Origin of the sequence: Pseudomonas sp. EGD-AK9, assembly GCF_000465935.2 — a bacterium.
GTDB lineage: Bacteria > Pseudomonadota > Gammaproteobacteria > Pseudomonadales > Pseudomonadaceae > Aquipseudomonas.
Genome location: NZ_AVOF01000629.1, coordinates 1 through 16,407, shown reverse-complemented (window position 1 = coordinate 16,407; position 16,407 = coordinate 1). Strand labels below are relative to the sequence as shown.

The window sequence follows — 16,407 nt, the reverse complement described above, 5'->3', positions numbered from 1 at the left end:
CCAGCTGCCCTGGCGCGAGGCCGAGCCGCTGCAGCGCGTGCACTATGTGGTCGAGGCGCTGCGCCGCGCCTACCGCGACCGCGGCCTGCTCGGCGACCCGGATTTCGTCGCCAACCCGCTCGAACGACTGCTCTCGCCCGGCCACCTGGCGGTGCTGGCCGGCAGCATCGACCCCGAACGCGCCACCCCCAGCGCCAGCCTGCCGCCGGCCGGCACCTGGCACGAAGGCGACCACACCACCCACTTCGCCGTGCTCGACGCCGAGGGCAACGCGGTGGCCGCCACCCTGTCGATCAACCTGCCGTTCGGCGCCGCCTTCACCGTGCCCGGCACCGGCGTGCTGCTCAACGACGAGATGGACGACTTCGCCGCCGATATCCAGGGCGCCAACGCCTACGGCCTGGCCGGCAGCCCGGCCAACACCATCGCCGCCGGCAAGCGGCCGCTGTCGTCCATGAGCCCGAGCTTTATCGAGAGCGACGCGGCCTTCGCCGCCTTCGGCACCCCAGGCGGCAGCCGCATCCCCAGCATGGTGCTGCTGGCCATGCTCGAATACCTGGACGGCCAGCCCATCGCGCGCTGGCCGGCGGTGGCGCGCTACCACCACCAGTTCCTGCCGGATGTGATCGAGCACGAACCGGATACCTTCAGCGCCGCGCAGATCGCCGAGCTGCAGGCCCGCGGCCACCAGCTCAAGGCACTGGAGCGGCAGTACGGCAATCAGCAGGTGCTGCTGTGGGACAAGGTCAGCGGCGAGGTGCAGGCGGCCAGCGACCCGCGCGGTATCGGCGAGGCCATACCCTAGGGTGCGCCGTGCGCACCGCAAGGCCCCATTCGCACCGGCAGCCGGTGTAGCCGGGATGCCATCCGGGCCAGGGCCTGTCGGTCAAGGCGATAGGATCAGCGGCCCACTGCCTTCATCGCCCAGCCGCCGCAATTCGCGGAACAACGCCTGCTCGTCGCCGAGCATCAGCACGTTGCGCAGGCTCTGGAAGATGCGGCTGACATAACCCAGGTCGTTCATCAGCGAGCTGGTCTGCAGGCCGTCCAGGCGGCCGCTGCGCACCTCGGCGAACAGGCGCTGGCGAAACGTCGCGTCGAACTCCGCCGCCTGCTCGTCGAGCCAGCGCAAACGCGCCTGCCAGGCCTCCTCGGGCAGCTCCGAGCGGGCCAGTTCGCGCACCTCGTGCAGGGTGACGAGCAGGTGGCGGCGCAGCTCCACATAGGCCTCGCGCACCGCCGAGGGCGGCGCGTCGAGGTAGTGGCCGAGGTTCTTCTGCAGGTGCTTGGCGTCCTTGACCGCATCCACCAGTTGCAGCGCGGCCAGCTGGCAGCTGACCCAGAACCGCTGGTGCGCCTCGTCCATCGGCAGCTCCATGCGCCCCATGAAGCTCAGCAGATCGCCGTACACCCCCTTGATATGGAACTGGTAGAGGTGCTCGGCATCGAAGCCGCCGTGCGCCGGCCCGGCCTGCAGCAGCTGGTCGTCGACCCGGCTGCGCGCCAGCTGATCCACCGGCAGGTAGAGCGCATGACAGATCACCTCCAGGCTCAGCCGGCCGAGGTGGCCGAGCTCTTGCACCACCGCGCCGGAGGCGGCGTCCACCGAATCCAGGGCGCGCTCGCTGAGGTAGCGGGCGCGGGTGCGCTCGGGCTCGGCGACCGGCTCGGCCGCCAGTTCGGTGATCAGCACCTGCGGCTCGGCCCGCTCCGGCAACCAGCGGATCAGCCGCTGCGCCAGGCGTCCCTGCAGCGGCCAGAACAGCGCCACGCCCATGGCGTTGAACAGGGTGTGGAACATCGCCAGCTGGATCAGGCTGTTGTCACCGAGGCCCAAGGGCTCGGCCAGGGCCTGCACCAGCCAGGTCAGCGGGCCGAGCAGACAGAAGGCCAGCACCCCGGTGGTGATGTTGAACAGCACATGGGCCAGGGCCAGGCGCTGACCGCTGCGGTTGCCGCCCAGCGAGCCGACGAAGGCGGTGGTGACGCTGCTGCCGATATTGGAGCCGATGGCGATCGCCAGGCTCTGGCCCAGCTCCAGCTGGCCGCCGGCCAGCGCCGCCAGGGTCAGCATCAGGGCGGCGTGGCTCGATTGCAGCACCACGGTGATCGCCAGGCCGATGGCGGTGAACAGCAGCGCGCCGCGCAGACCGCTCGCCTGATAGCCGCTCATGTCCAGGCCGTCGCCGAAGCTGGCGAAGCCGTCCTTGATCTGGTCGATGCCGATAAAGATGAAGGCGACGCCCAGCACGATGCGCCCGGCCGCCTTGCTCTTCGGCCCGGCGAAACCGGCCAGCACGCCGAATACCAGCAGCGGCAGGGCGAAGGGACTGAGGCTGAGGTTCTGCCCGGCCAGCGCCAGCAACCAGATGCCGCTGGTGGCGCCGAGGTTGGCGCCGAACAGGATGGCGATGCCGCCGGCCAGCTGGATCAGCCCGGTGCTGATAAAGGCGATGGTCAGCAGCGAGACCAGGGTGCTGGATTGCAGCAGCAGGGTGCCGCCGACGCCGAACAGCAGGCTCTTGAAGGGCGTCGCGGTGCTGCGCCCGAGGATCTGCTCCAGCTTGCTGCCGGCCAGCTGACGCAGCCCCTCCTCCAGGCACTGCATGCCGAACAGGAACACCGCCAGCCCGGCGCACAGCTGCAGCCAGCCCTCGCTGAACCAGAACGAGGCGGCCAAGCCCAGCACCACCAGCAGCAGGATCACCCAGCGCAGATAACGCATCGCCCGCCCTCCCTAACGCAAACGGCCCCTCGCCCCGTTAGGGAGCGAGAGGCCGCGGTCATGCAACCGAACGAATCAGTCGTGCTTGTAGCCGCTGCTGGTGCAGCCCAGGCAGCGCACGAAGGCTTCCTTGCCCGGCTCGACCACCAGTGCCTCGGCCGCCTCACCGACATTGCCGCCCAGGGCGGTGAACGGCAGGCTGACGACGAAGGCCACGACGCCGATGGCGGTGGCGCCGATCAGCAGCGGACGGGCGATCACCAGGTCGCCGATCATGGCATAGCCCTTCGGCGCCTCGACGGTATACAGGGGGTCGCCACTGACGTTCTGCTGCACCACTTCCGCCTGCGCCGGCAGTGCCAGCAGGCCAGAGGTCAGCGCCAGGACAGCAGCGGTCGTGCGAAACGGTTTCATGGGGCGATCCTTCAGGTTATTCGGGAAAGTGCCAGTAACTATAACAGCGCATTGGTAATTGTCAGCGTGACGGGCGTCAATCGCCATGAAAGGCGTATTGCGGCTTTTTCGGCACGTAGGGGCGGAAAAACGCCAGCATCGCCGCCAGATCGGCCTGCTCGTCGCCGGTGGGCTGGAAGGTCGGACCGATCACCACGCGGCGGTTCTGGTAGTCCAGCGCGCCCAGCACTATGGGCACGCCCGCGCCCAGGGCGATATGGTAGAAGCCCATCTTCCAGCGCTCGACCTTCTTGCGCGTGCCCTCGGGCGACAGCACCAGGATGAATTCGCGGTTGTCCCGAAACGCCTGCACCGCTTGCTCCACGGTGTTGCGCTGCCGTTCGCGGCGGATCGGGATGCCGCCCCAGGCGCGCATCAGGCCGCCGAACGGCCAGCGGAAGATGCTGTGCTTGCCGAACCAGCGGGCGTTCAGGCGCAGGACGAACTTCAGCGCGATAAAGATCACGAAGTCCCAGTTGGAGGTGTGGTGGGCGCCGATGGCGACGAACTTGTCGAGCCGGGGCAACTGTCCCTCGATGCGCCACCCCATGAGTTTCAGCACGCTGCGCCCCAGCCATTCGGCGGCCGGATTGCGCGGCAAATAGTTACCGGACATCGATCAACCTCGGTAGTTCTTGTTGTTATGCCTGCACCGCCTAATCCGCCGGCACCTCGTTCAGCGTTGGCAGCGCGGGCAGTAGACACTGGCGCGCTGGCCCAGCTTGACCTCGCGCAGGGTGCTGCCGCACAGCTTGCAGAACTCGCCGCCGCGACCGTAGACGAACAGCTCCTGCTGGAAGTAGCCGGGCTGGCCATCGCCGCCGACGAAGTCGCGCAAGGTGGTGCCGCCCCGCTCGATGGCATGGGCGAGGATGCGCTTGATCGCCTCCGCCAGTTTCAGGTAGCGCGCCCGCGAGATCGAGCCGGCCGCGCGGCGCGGGTCGATGCCGGCGGCGAACAGCGCCTCGCTGGCGTAGATATTGCCGACCCCGACCACCACGGCGTTGTCCATGATGAACGGCTTGACCGCCATGCTGCGCCCACGCGACAGCTGGAACAGGCGCTCGCCGTCGAAGTCCGCGCCCAGCGGTTCCGGGCCGAGCTTGCTGAGCAGCTCGTGATGCAGCGGGTCCTCGCTCCACAGCAGGGCGCCGAAACGCCGTGGATCGGTGTAGCGCAGGGCCAGGCCGGACTCCAGTTCGATATCGACGTGCTCGTGCTTGGCCGCCGGCAGGCCGCACTCGACCAGGCGCAGGCTGCCGGACATGCCCAGGTGGCCGATCAGGCTGCCGCTTTCGGCCTTGATCAGCAGGTACTTGGCGCGGCGCTCGACGCATTCGATGCGCTGGCCGGACAGGCGCACGTCCAGATCCTCGGGGATAGGCCAACGCAAGCGGCGCTCGCGCACTATCACGCGGCTGACGCGCTCACCGATCAGATAGGGGGCGATACCGCGGCAGGTGGTTTCGACTTCGGGCAGTTCGGGCATGGCAGTACGGCTGGGAAAACGGCGGAGCGCCACCTTAGCAGGAGCGGCGCGTACAACGGTAGGCCGCTACAGCACCGCCAGGTCGCGAATGCTTTCGCGCAGGTTCTCGAAGTCGTAGGCGGACAGCCCCATGTACTCCAGGATCGGCTGCTCGATATACCGCCACTCCAGGTCCTCCGGCTGGGCGCCGAGCACACGGTGGCTCTCGCAGATGTGCTCGGCCATCTTGAGGATCGCCAGCAGGGTCTTCAGCGGCGCGTCGCGGCCGGTTTCGTCGGCGAAGATCGACAGCGCGTTGTGGTGGTTGGCGATCACCTCGCACAGCGCTTCGGGCAGGCGCCAGGAGCGTGCGGTGAAGTAGCCGACCACCGCATGGTTGGTGTTGAGCAGGCGGTTCTCGGTGTCGACCACGCGGCGCTCGTCGCTGGCGCTGGCGTAGGCCTCCTCCAGCACCGTCATGTAGCTGGGGAAGCGCTTGATCATCAGCGGGATGCCGCAGTTGTGGAACAGCCCGAGGGTGTAGGCCTCGTCCGGCGAGTGGTAGCCGAGGCGCTTGGCCAGGGTCAGGCAGGTCATGGCCACGTCCTGGGCGGTGTCCCAGAAACGGTTGAGCACCAGGATCGCCTCGTCGGTCAGCTCGCCCTTGATCGACTGCGCGTTGATCAGGTTGATCACCGTGTGGCAGCCGAGCAGGTTGACCGCCTGCTGGATCGAGGCGATGCGGTTGGCCAGGCCGAAGTGCGGCGAGTTGACGATCTTCAGCAGCGCGCCGGACAGCCCGGGGTCCTGGCTGATCAGCTTGGCGATGCTCTTCAGATCCGGGTTGGGCATGACCTGCTCCATCTGCAGGTCCACCATGATCTGCGGCTGCGGCGGTACGCTGATGCCCTGGAGGGCTTGCTGGATCTGTTCGGCGGTGAGTTCGTAGGCCATGGGACGTGGGTGCCAGGTGAGAAATGCGCCACAGTTTAGCCAAAGCCCCGGGTCCCCCGCAGCCGACTTTTGCAACTGCCGGGCGCCCGCGCGAGCCGCTATAATCCCGCTCTTTTTCCCCGGAGCCCGCCCATGTCCCTGCCCAGCCTGCGCCTGAAAGCCAACGCCGATCGACGCCTGCGCGCCGGCCACCTGTGGGTCTACAGCAACGAGATCGACGTCGCCGCCACCCCGCTGCACGGCTTTGCCGCCGGCGACCAGGCCGTGCTCGAAGCCGCCGGCGGCAAACCGCTGGGCGTGGTCGCCATGAGCCCGAACAACCTGATCTGCGCCCGCCTGCTGTCGCGCGACATCAAGCACCTGCTGGACAAGTCCCTGCTGGTGCACCGGCTCAACGTCGCCCTGAGCCTGCGCGAGCGCCTGTTCGACCAGCCCTGCTACCGCCTGGTGTATGGCGACTCCGACCTGCTGCCGGGGCTGGTGGTCGACCGCTTCTTCGACATCCTCGTCGTGCAGCTGGCCTCGGCCACCATGGAAGCGCACAAGGACGAGGTGCTCGCCGCGCTGATCCAGGTGTGCAAACCCAGCGGCGTGCTGTTCAAGAACGACTCCAGCGCGCGCGACGCCGAGGGCCTGCAGCGCTATGTGGAAACCGCCTACGGCCAGGTGCCGGAATGGGTCGCCCTGGAAGAGAACGGGGTGAAGTTCGAGGCACCGGTGATCGCGGGGCAGAAGACCGGCTGGTTCTACGACCACCGCATGAACCGCGCGCGTCTGGCGCCCTACGTCAAGGGCAAGCGGGTGCTCGACCTGTTCAGCTATATCGGCGGCTGGGGCGTGCAGGCCGCGGCCTTCGGCGCCAGCGAGGTGTTCTGCGTCGACGCCTCGGCCTTCGCCCTCGACGGCGTCGAGCGCAACGCCGCGCTCAATGGCGTCGGTGAGAAGGTGACGTGCGTGGAGGGCGACGCCTTCGCCGCCCTGCGCGAGCTGAAGAGCGCCGAGGAGCGCTTCGACGTGGTGATCGCCGACCCGCCCGCCTTCATCAAGCGCAAGAAGGACCTGAAAAACGGCGAGGCCGCCTACCGCCGCCTCAACGAAACCGCCATGCGCCTGCTCTCCAAGGACGGCATCCTGGTCAGCGCCAGCTGCTCCATGCACCTGCCCGAGGACGACCTGCAGAACATCCTGCTGACCAGCGCCCGCCACCTGGACCGCAATATCCAGCTGCTCGAACGCGGCGCCCAGGGCCCGGATCACCCGGTGCATCCGGCGATCGCCGAGACCCGCTATATCAAGAGCCTGACCGTGCGCCTGCTGCCCAATAGCTGAGCGATACACGCGTAGGTTGGGCTGAGGAACCCGCGACTAAGCCCAACCTGGTCGCGCAGTTCGTCCGGATCGGCCTGCCCCGCTGGGCTTCGCTGCGCTCAGCGCCAACCTACCGGGCCACACAGGCGGCGCGGCGGGCCAGCGGGTGCGCCGCATCGCCCGCCACGCGATCACGCGTCGTACCGATCAGCGCCCCGCCGCCCAACGTTCGAGCGGCGTGCACCTGCCGAGTGCGTGTCGGCAGGTGCCGCCCGCCCCGCTCGCTGTTACCTCCCCCCACACCGTCCTCGCATCCCGCCCAGGCTGGACTAGGCTTTAACCTGCGGAGCAGAGCGCCGCCGGCCAACCGTTCGTCGGCTGGCGTGCTTATTGCTTTTGGTTATTTACATAACGATCGGACCACACGACAGGGACGAATCGACTCAAGCAGTACGGGCGAGGCCACAAGCCGAGCCTGTCTTGATGGGCAATGGGGAGGACTATGGCTGCGCAGGCTGGGAACGACGCGTTCCTGCGATTCACCAATGTGAAGAAGACCTACGACCACAAGACGCTGGTGGTCAAGGACTTCAACCTCAACGTGGCCAAGGGCGAGTTCATCACCCTGCTCGGCCCCTCCGGTTCGGGCAAGACCACCTGCCTGATGATGCTCGCCGGCTTCGAGGACGTGACCAGCGGCGAGATCCTGATCAACGGCCGCAACGTCACCAGCATCGCCCCCTACGACCGCAACATCGGCATGGTCTTCCAGCAGTACGCGCTGTTCCCGCACATGACCATCCGCGAGAACCTCGCCTACCCGCTGAAGATCCGCAAGCTGGCCAAGGACGAGATCCGCGCCAAGGTCGAGGACTACCTCGCCCTGGTCGAGCTGCAGGCCTTCGGCGGCCGCTACCCCGGCCAGCTCTCCGGCGGCCAGCGCCAGCGCGTGGCCCTGGCCCGCGCGCTGATCTTCGCCCCGGACATCGTGCTGATGGACGAGCCGCTCGGCGCCCTGGACAAGAAGCTGCGCGAGCAGATGCAGTTCGAGATCAAGCGCCTGCACGAGCAGCTCGGCTTCACCGTGATCTACGTCACCCACGACCAGACCGAAGCGCTGACCATGAGCGACCGCATCGCCGTGTTCAACAACGGCGTGGTGCAGCAGTGCGCGCCGCCCCACGTGCTCTACGAGCGCCCGGCCAATCTGTTCGTCGCCGACTTCATCGGCGAGAGCAACAAGCTGGCCGGGGTGATAGAAAGCGTCGGCGAGGAACGCGTCGAGGTGCGCCTGGCCGACGGCGGCCTGGTCAGCACGCTCAAGGCCAACTGCACCGAGGTCGGCCAGCCGACCACGGTGTCGGTACGCCCGGAGAAGCTCAACTTCACCGACCGCCTGGGCGGCGCCGGCAACCAGGTCAAGGCGCGCTTCGTCACCCGCCACTACGTCGGCGAGTACATCCGCTATCACTTCGAGACCGCCAGCGGCAGCGAGCTGGTGGTGAAGAACCTGAACGACAGTTCAGCCCCCAGGCTCAGCGCCCAGGAAGAGGTCGACCTGGCCTGGCTGCCGGAAGACAGCCAGGCCCTGGATCGCCCCGCAGTGCCGACGACGCCCTGACCCCACAACTAGTAGAAGCAAATGGAGCACAGCAATGGCTAGATCACTGACTACCAGCTTTTCCACCTTCGCCCTGTTGGCGGCCCTGGGGCTCGCGGCGGGCGGCGCCAGCGCCCAGGACAGCCTCACCGTGGTCTCCTGGGGCGGTGCCTACGGCGCAGCGCAGCAGAAACACGTGATCGATCCCTACCAGAAGGACAGCGGGGTCAAGGTGCTGTTCGAGGACTATTCCGGCGGCGTGGCCGAGATCAAGGCCCAGGTCGAGTCCGGCAATATCCAGTGGGACGTGGTCGACTTCGAGGTGATCGACCTTGAGCGCGCCTGCTCCGAAGGCCTGCTGGAAAGCCTCGACCACAGCACCCTGCCGCCGGGCATCGACGGCACCGCGGCCGCCCAGGACTTCATCCCCGAGGCCCTGGCCAGCGAGTGCGCGGTGGGCAATATCGTCTGGTCGGTGGTATTCGCCTACAACCAGAACACCGTAGGCGCGACCAAGGCGGCGAGCATCGAGGACTTCTTCGACACCGCCAAGATTCCCGGCAAGCGTGCCATGCGCAAGCGCCCGCAGGTGAACATGGAGTGGGCGCTGCTGGCCGACGGCGTGGCCCCGGAAGAGGTCTACGAAGTGCTGGCCACCCCGGAAGGCCAGCAACGCGCCTTCGACAAGCTGGCCAGCATCAAGAACGACATCGTCTGGTTCGACTCCTGGTCGCAGGCGCCGCAGCTGCTCAACGACGGCGGCGCGGTGCTGGTGCAGTCGGCCAACGGGCGGTTCTACGACTCCATCGTGCGCGAGAACAAGCCGTTCGAGATCGTCTGGGACGGCCACGTCTACGACCTCGACGCCTGGGCCATCGTCAAGGGCTCGCCGAAGAAGGACCTGGCGATGGAGTTCATCAAGTACGCCACCGGTTCCAAGCCGCTGGCCGGCATGCCGGACGTGGCCTACGGCCCGACCCGCAAGTCGTCCATGCCGCTGGCCGACCAGAGCGCCACGCCGCACCTGCCCACCGCCCACCTGGACAAGGGCATCCAGGCCGGCTCGGAGTTCTGGGCTGACTACGGCGAGTCGCTCGGCGAGAAGTTCAACGAGTGGCTGTTGAAGTAACCCGCACCGACCCCTCTTCCTGTGGAAGAGGGGTCCGCTTTACGGAGTAGTGCCTTGTCATCCCTGACCACCAGCGAAGCCGGCCAAGCCGCCAGCGCCCGTCGCAAGAAACGCCTCGCCGCCTTTCTCTTCGTGGTGCCGCTGCTGGCCTTTATCCTGCTGACCTTCGTCGCCCCGATCGGCAGCATGCTGTGGCGCAGCGTGCACCACCCGACCGTGGCCGAACTGATTCCGCTGACCCTGGCCGAACTCGAGCGCTGGGAAGATCAAAGGCAACTGCCGGACGAGCAGACCCTGCGGGTGTTCGCCGGCGAGCTGCACAGCCTCGACGAGCAGCGCCTGTCCGGCAAGCTGGCCGAGGAGTTCAACCGCGCCTTCGCCGGCATGTCCAGCGTGGTCAAGTCCAGCGCCCGGCGCATCGGCCGGCTGGATGCCGAGGCCCTGCCGGAGCGGGGCGTCGAGACCCTGCTGGCGGCCCACGGCAACTGGAGCAAGCCCGAGCTGTGGTACGCCATCGCCCGCGCCGGCCAGCGCTACACCTACGACTACTACCTCACCGCGCTGGACCTGGAACTGCACCCGGAACAGGGCATCCAGGTGCGCGAGGACACGCAGATCTACCTGCAGCTGTATTCCAAGACCCTGAACATGGCGCTGGTCATCACCCTGCTCTGCGCCCTGCTCGGCTACCCGCTGGCCTACTACCTGGCGCAGCTGCCGGAAAACCGCGCCAACCTGCTGCTGGTGCTGGTGCTGCTGCCGTTCTGGACCTCGCTCCTGGTACGCACCACGGCCTGGATCGCCCTGCTGCAGACCAACGGCGTGATCAACTCCTTCCTCATCGGCATCGGTGCCATCGGCCAGCCCTTCGAGATGCTCTACACCTCGTTCGCCACAGTCGTGGCGATGACCCACATCCTCCTGCCGTTCATGATCCTGCCGCTGTACAGCGTGATGCGCGGCATCGACCCCAGCTACCTGCGCGCCGCCCTGAGCCTGGGCGACAAGCCGATCCCGGCGTTCGCCCGCATCTACTTCCCGATGACCCTGCCGGGCCTCAGCGCCGGCGCGCTCTTGGTGTTCATCATTTCGGTGGGCTACTACATCACCCCGGCGCTGGTCGGCGGCACCGACGGCCAGATGATCAGCAACATCATCGCCTTCCACATGCAGCGCTCGAACAACTGGGAGCTGGCCGCCGCGCTCGGCTCGCTGCTGCTGGGGCTGATCCTGCTGCTGTACTGGGTCTACGACCGCTTCGTCGGCGCCAGCAATATCAAGTTGGGATGAATACAGGATGAAGACCCCCGCCTACTACGGCTTCTGGCATCACCTCGGCAGCTGGCTGCTCAAGGCCAGCTCCTGGCTGGTGCTGCTGTTTCTGATTCTGCCGATCCTGGTCATAGTGCCGCTGTCGTTCAACGCCGAGCCCTTCTTCAGCTTCACCGAGGGCATGCTCACCCTGCAGCCGGAGGCCTACTCGCTGCGCTGGTACGAGCAGATCCTCAACGACCCGAAATGGATACTGGCGATCCAGAACAGCTTCTTCATCGGCATTCTCGCCACCGTCATCGCCACCGCCCTGGGCACCTGCGCCGCGGTGGGCCTGGCCCGCGACGACATGCCCTATCGCCGCTTCATCACCGCGCTGCTGCTGTCGCCGATGATAGTGCCGCTGATCATCACCGCCGCCGGCATGTTCTTCTTCTACTCCAACCTCGGCCTGGCCGGCAGCTACCTGGGGGTGATCCTGGCCCACGCGGCGCTCGGCACGCCCTTCGTCATCATCACCGTCACCGCCACCCTCACCGGCTTCGACTACAGCCTGGCGCGCGCCGCGCTGAACCTCGGCGCCACGCCGCTGCGGGTGTTCTTCGACATCATCATGCCGCTGATCCGCCCCGGGGTGATCTCCGGCGCGCTGTTCGCCTTCATCACCTCCTTCGACGAGGTGGTGGTGATCCTGTTCATGGCCGGCCCCCAGCAACGCACCATCCCGCGGCAGATGTTCTCGGGCCTGCGCGAGCAGATCAACCCGAGCATCCTGGCCATCGCCACCCTGCTGATCCTGGTGTCCATCGCCCTGTTGGTGACCATCGAACTGCTGCGCCGCCGCGCCGAGCGCCTGCGCGGCATCGAAATCCCCAACTGAGCGGCAGCGCGGCTGCGCCGGCAATCGCCCGCGCCTTGGCTCGGCGGCGACAGCGGGCGTAGAATCCATGCATTCCTCGCCACCCATCCCCTGGCGGGCCCTGAGCACGGGTCAGACGCGCGGCCACCCCGCGACGTCCGGTGACCCCCGCCGAACGCACGGCCATCTCCCGTTTGCATCCGGTCCAGTCGACGCTCACCATACGAACATCACCTGATCAGCCGCAGGAACCGTGTCATGCCCGATTACCGCTCGAAAACCTCCACCCAAGGCCGCAACATGGCCGGCGCCCGCGCCCTGTGGCGCGCCACCGGGATGAAGGACGAAGACTTCAAGAAGCCGATCATCGCCGTCGCCAACTCCTTCACCCAGTTCGTGCCCGGCCACGTGCACCTGAAGGACATGGGCCAGCTGGTCGCCCGCGAGATCGAGAAGGCCGGCGGCGTGGCCAAGGAATTCAACACCATCGCCGTCGACGACGGCATCGCCATGGGCCACGACGGCATGCTCTATTCGCTGCCGAGCCGCGAGATCATCGCCGACTCCGTGGAATACATGGTCAACGCCCACTGCGCCGACGCCATCGTCTGCATCAGCAACTGCGACAAGATCACCCCCGGCATGCTGATGGCCGCCCTGCGCCTGAACATCCCGGTGGTGTTCGTCTCCGGCGGGCCGATGGAGGCCGGCAAGACCAAGCTGGCCAACCACGGCCTGGACCTGGTCGACGCCATGGTCATCGCCGCCGACGACAGCGCCAGCGACGAGAAGGTCGCCGAGTACGAGCGCAGCGCCTGCCCGACCTGCGGCAGCTGCTCCGGCATGTTCACCGCCAACTCGATGAACTGCCTGACCGAGGCCCTCGGCCTGTCGCTGCCGGGCAACGGCTCGACCCTGGCCACCCACAGCGACCGCGAGCAGCTGTTCCTGCGCGCCGGGCGCCTGGCGGTGGAGCTGTGCCAGCGCTACTACGGCGAGAACGACGACTCCGTGCTGCCGCGCAATATCGCCAACTTCAAGGCGTTCGAGAACGCCATGATGCTGGACATCGCCATGGGCGGCTCGACCAACACCATCCTCCACCTGCTGGCCGCCGCCCAGGAAGCAGAGATCGATTTCGACCTGCGCGATATCGACCGCCTGTCCCGCGTCGTGCCGCAGCTGTGCAAGGTGGCGCCGAACATCCAGAAGTACCACATGGAAGACGTGCACCGCGCCGGCGGCGTCTTCAGCATCCTCGGCGAGCTGGCGCGCGGCGGCCTGCTACACACCGACGTGGCCACCGTGCACAGCCCGAGCATGGCCGACGCCATCGCCCAGTGGGACATCACCCAGACCCGCGACGAGGCCGTGCACACCTTCTTCAAGGCCGGCCCGGCCGGCATCCCCACCCAGACCGCGTTCAGCCAGAGCACCCGCTGGCCGAGCCTGGACGACGACCGCGAGAACGGCTGCATCCGCAGCGTCGCCCACGCCTACTCCCAGGAGGGCGGCCTGGCGGTGCTGTACGGCAACATCGCCCTCGACGGCTGCGTGGTGAAGACCGCCGGCGTGGATGAATCGATCCACGTGTTCGAAGGCACCGCGAAGATTTTCGAGAGCCAGGACGCCGCCGTGAGAGGCATTCTCGCCGACGAGGTCAAGGCCGGCGATGTGGTGATCATTCGCTACGAAGGCCCGAAAGGTGGCCCGGGCATGCAGGAAATGCTCTACCCGACCAGCTACCTGAAATCCAAGGGCCTGGGCAAGGCCTGCGCCCTGCTCACCGATGGCCGTTTCTCCGGCGGCACCTCGGGCCTGTCCATCGGCCACGCCTCGCCGGAAGCCGCTGCCGGCGGCGCCATCGGGCTGGTGGAAGACGGCGACAAGATCCATATCGACATCCACAATCGCACCATCCAACTGCTGGTCAGCGATGAAGAGCTGTCGCACCGCCGTCACGTGCAGGACAAGAAGGGCTGGAAGCCGGTGGAACAGCGTCCGCGCAAGGTCACCACGGCGCTCAAGGCCTACGCCCTGCTCGCCACCAGCGCCGACAAGGGCGCGGTGCGCAACAAGGCACTGCTGGACGGCTAAGCGCAAGCACCAGCGAACCCGAGAGCCCGGCCCCGTGCCGGGCTTTTGCTTTGTCCCCGCTGCCGCTTGCGCGGGAGGGACGGGGGAAGAGGGAAGACATGAAAATCGGCCTGATCGGCGACACCCACGGCCTGCTGCGCCCCGAGGCGCTGGATGCCCTGCAGGGCTGCGATCACATCCTGCATGCCGGCGATATCGGCAAGCCGGAGATTCTCGACGCATTGGGCGAAATCGCGCCGCTCAGCGCGGTGCGCGGCAATAACGACGAGGGTCTGGACTGGGCGACGGAACTACCGGAATCGCTCGAGCTGGACCTGGCCGGGGTGCGTCTGTTCATGACTCATGACGCCGCCCACCTGCCCGGCGACCTGGCCAGCCGCGGCATCCACGTCGCCGTCTGCGGCCATAGCCACAAGCCGCTGGCGGAACCGCGTGCCGGCCTGTTGCTGGTCAACCCCGGCAGCGCCGGGCCGCGGCGCTTCAAGCTGCCGATCTGCCTGGCGCTGCTGCATCTGCAGGATGGACAGATCCGCGTGGAGCACATCGATCTGATCTAGGCGGCGCCGCGCGCACCTATGTCATTGCGTCGAACGCCGTTCCCACACCTCGAAGGCATAGAAGGGACTTTCGCCGGTCGCCGGGTGCTCGACGCTGGAGGCCAGGCGCCAGTCGTCCTGATCGATGTCGGGAAAGTGGGCATCGCCCTCGGGCTCGAGGCCAACCCGGGTCAGGTACAGGCGATCCGCCTGCGCCAGGCCCAGCTCGTACAGCTGCGCGCCGCCGATCAGCATCAGCTCCTCGGCCTCCTCCGCGCGCGCCCAGGCCTCGGCGCGTTGCAGCGCGGCGTCCAGGGTCGGGAAGACTTCGGCGCCGTCGAGCTGCAGGCCGACCTGGCGGCTGACCACCAGATTGAGCCGCCCCGGCAGCGGCCGCCCGAGCGAATCCCAGGTCTTGCGCCCCATGATGATCGGCTTGCCCAGGGTCAGGGCCTTGAAGTGCTTGAGGTCCGCCGGCAGGTGCCAGGGCAGCTGATTGTCGCGGCCGATCACGCGGTTGTCGGCGAGGGCGGCGATCAGGCAGAGGGGAAGAGTCGTTTTCATGGCCGCGAGCATAGCAGAGCGCCCGACGCCCCCGCAGCCCACCTTTGGCTTTGCCGAGTGCCGCACAGAACCGTCTAGGCTTGGACCTCTGTAGCAGAATCGTCACCCTTGCCGGTGCAGGCTCGGGTTTCCATCCCTGTGCAAGGAGGTACCACCATGTTGACCAAACCGCTTCGCAGCTGGCTGCTCTGCGCCGGTCTGTTGTTACCGAGCCTCGGCCTCGCCGCGCCCGATAGCGTGCAGGCCGCCATCGACTGGGCCCAGCAGCAGCCCGGTGCCCACCCGGGCAAACCCCGCGGCGAGGCCAGGCCGCTGGTCATCGCCCACCGCGGCGCCAGTGGCTACGTGCCCGAGCACACCCTGGCGGCCTACGCCCTGGCCGTGCTGCAGGGCGCCGACTATATCGAGCCGGATCTGGTGATGACCCGCGACGGCCAGCTGGTGGCGCGCCACGACAACGAGCTGGGGCTGACCACCGACGTCTCCCAGCGCCCCGAGTTCGCCAATCGCAAGCGCACCCAGACGGTCGACGGCGTCAGCCTGGAGGGCTGGTTCAGCGAGGACTTCAGCCTGGCCGAACTCAAGACCCTGCGCGCCATCGAGCGCATCCCGCAGCTGCGCCCGGGCAACACGCGCTTCGACGGCCAGTTCGAGATCCCCAGCCTGCAGGAGATCATCGACCTGGTGAAGAGCCTGCAGCTCAGCCAGCAACGGGTGATCGGCCTGTACCCGGAAACCAAGCACCCGACCCACTTCCAGCAGATCGGCCTGGCGATGGAGCAGCCGCTGGTCAAGGTGCTCAAGCGCAACGGCTACCACAGCGCCAAGGCGCCGGTGTACATCCAGTCCTTCGAGGTGGAGAACCTCAAGACCCTGAGCCGTCTGACCCAGGTACGCCTGGTGCAGCTGCTGTGGACCGAGGGCCAGCCCTATGACCAGCAGGTGCTCGGCAGCGGCCTTACCTACGCGCAGATGAGCACCCCGGCCGGGCTCAGGGCCATCGCCCGCTACGCCGCCGGCATCGGCCCGGAGAAGAGCCAGATCATCCCGCGCGACGCCGCCGGCAAGCTCACCGCCCCCACCAATCTGGTGCGCGATGCCCATGCCGCCAAGCTCAAGGTCCACCCCTACACCTTCCGCGCCGAGAACGCCTTCCTGCCGACCGACCTGCGCAGCGGCGGCGAACCGGCCGAGCGCGGCGATATCGAGGCCGAGCTGCGCGCCTTCCTCGCCACCGGCATCGACGGCCTGTTCATCGACCAGCCGGACATCGCCGTGCGCCTGCGCCAACGCGACTGATCAATGGCTCTCTCCGCCGCGGGAGAAGGCCACGGCTGCTGCCATTCGCACCCGACCGGATCAGGGGTTATCCTCAGCCCCTGATCTGGCCGACGAGACGCCGCGTGACTGACGCCGCCCCGCAACCCGACACCCTGCACCGC

15 protein-coding genes are annotated in these 16,407 nt (G+C 67.5%); 9 read left to right on the top strand and 6 right to left on the bottom strand.

Going from position 1 to position 16,407, the window contains the following annotated elements; genetic code table 11:
• Positions 1 to 805, top strand: an 805-nt coding sequence (locus N878_RS21920; RefSeq protein ID WP_021445667.1) for a gamma-glutamyltransferase, incomplete at its 5' end; no start/stop codon positions are given.
• Positions 806 to 886: 81 nt separating this feature from the next.
• Here N878_RS21920 and N878_RS21915 read toward each other — a convergent pair.
• The 5 genes from N878_RS21915 to N878_RS21895 all read right to left on the bottom strand — a co-directional run bounded on the left by N878_RS21915 (position 887) and on the right by N878_RS21895 (position 5,600).
• Positions 887 to 2,725: a Na/Pi cotransporter family protein gene (locus tag N878_RS21915; RefSeq protein WP_021445666.1), complete on the bottom strand. Its 1,839-nt coding sequence runs from the start codon at positions 2,723 to 2,725 to the stop codon at positions 887 to 889.
• 75 nt (positions 2,726 to 2,800) lie between these two features.
• Positions 2,801 to 3,139 (bottom strand): hypothetical protein, encoded by a 339-nt coding sequence (locus N878_RS21910; protein WP_021445665.1) that lies wholly within the window; start codon positions 3,137 to 3,139, stop codon positions 2,801 to 2,803.
• Between the two features lie 76 nt (positions 3,140 to 3,215).
• On the bottom strand, positions 3,216 to 3,794 hold the full coding sequence (locus N878_RS21905; protein WP_021445664.1) for a lysophospholipid acyltransferase family protein: 579 nt from the start codon (positions 3,792 to 3,794) through the stop codon (positions 3,216 to 3,218).
• A 60-nt stretch (positions 3,795 to 3,854) separates the two neighbouring features.
• Positions 3,855 to 4,667: a bifunctional DNA-formamidopyrimidine glycosylase/DNA-(apurinic or apyrimidinic site) lyase gene (gene mutM / locus N878_RS21900; RefSeq protein WP_021445663.1), complete on the bottom strand. Its 813-nt coding sequence runs from the start codon at positions 4,665 to 4,667 to the stop codon at positions 3,855 to 3,857.
• A 66-nt stretch (positions 4,668 to 4,733) separates the two neighbouring features.
• The gene (locus N878_RS21895) at positions 4,734 to 5,600 is read right to left on the bottom strand and encodes an HDOD domain-containing protein (protein WP_021445662.1); all 867 of its coding nucleotides are present in this window, start codon (positions 5,598 to 5,600) and stop codon (positions 4,734 to 4,736) included.
• Between the two features lie 132 nt (positions 5,601 to 5,732).
• Between N878_RS21895 and N878_RS21890 the strand changes: the two genes are divergently transcribed.
• The 7 genes from N878_RS21890 (at position 5,733) to N878_RS21860 (ending at position 14,422) form a co-directional block, all read left to right on the top strand.
• Complete coding sequence (locus tag N878_RS21890; protein WP_021445661.1) at positions 5,733 to 6,929, top strand: class I SAM-dependent rRNA methyltransferase; 1,197 nt, start codon at positions 5,733 to 5,735, stop codon at positions 6,927 to 6,929.
• Between the two features lie 481 nt (positions 6,930 to 7,410).
• Positions 7,411 to 8,529 carry an ABC transporter ATP-binding protein gene (locus N878_RS21885; RefSeq protein WP_021445660.1) on the top strand — a complete coding sequence of 373 codons (1,119 nt, stop codon included), beginning with the start codon at positions 7,411 to 7,413 and terminating at the stop codon, positions 8,527 to 8,529.
• A 34-nt stretch (positions 8,530 to 8,563) separates the two neighbouring features.
• Complete coding sequence (locus tag N878_RS21880; RefSeq protein WP_021445659.1) at positions 8,564 to 9,637, top strand: ABC transporter substrate-binding protein; 1,074 nt, start codon at positions 8,564 to 8,566, stop codon at positions 9,635 to 9,637.
• 54 nt (positions 9,638 to 9,691) lie between these two features.
• On the top strand, positions 9,692 to 10,927 hold the full coding sequence (locus N878_RS21875) for an ABC transporter permease (RefSeq protein ID WP_021445658.1): 1,236 nt from the start codon (positions 9,692 to 9,694) through the stop codon (positions 10,925 to 10,927).
• Positions 10,928 to 10,934: 7 nt separating this feature from the next.
• The gene (locus tag N878_RS21870) at positions 10,935 to 11,789 is read left to right on the top strand and encodes an ABC transporter permease (RefSeq protein ID WP_021445657.1); all 855 of its coding nucleotides are present in this window, start codon (positions 10,935 to 10,937) and stop codon (positions 11,787 to 11,789) included.
• 237 nt (positions 11,790 to 12,026) lie between these two features.
• Positions 12,027 to 13,865, top strand: coding sequence for a dihydroxy-acid dehydratase (gene ilvD / locus N878_RS21865; RefSeq protein WP_021445656.1), 1,839 nt, complete (start codon positions 12,027 to 12,029; stop codon positions 13,863 to 13,865).
• Positions 13,866 to 13,963: 98 nt separating this feature from the next.
• Positions 13,964 to 14,422: a metallophosphoesterase family protein gene (locus N878_RS21860; protein ID WP_021445655.1), complete on the top strand. Its 459-nt coding sequence runs from the start codon at positions 13,964 to 13,966 to the stop codon at positions 14,420 to 14,422.
• Positions 14,423 to 14,443: 21 nt separating this feature from the next.
• Here the strand turns inward: N878_RS21860 and N878_RS21855 are convergent, their stop codons facing one another.
• The gene (locus tag N878_RS21855) at positions 14,444 to 14,965 is read right to left on the bottom strand and encodes a dihydrofolate reductase (protein ID WP_256218119.1); all 522 of its coding nucleotides are present in this window, start codon (positions 14,963 to 14,965) and stop codon (positions 14,444 to 14,446) included.
• A gap of 156 nt (positions 14,966 to 15,121) precedes the next feature.
• On the opposite strand from N878_RS21855, the gene N878_RS21850 reads away from it, so the two are divergent.
• Positions 15,122 to 16,264, top strand: coding sequence for a glycerophosphodiester phosphodiesterase (locus tag N878_RS21850; RefSeq protein WP_021445653.1), 1,143 nt, complete (start codon positions 15,122 to 15,124; stop codon positions 16,262 to 16,264).
• Positions 16,265 to 16,407: the final 143 nt, after the last annotated feature.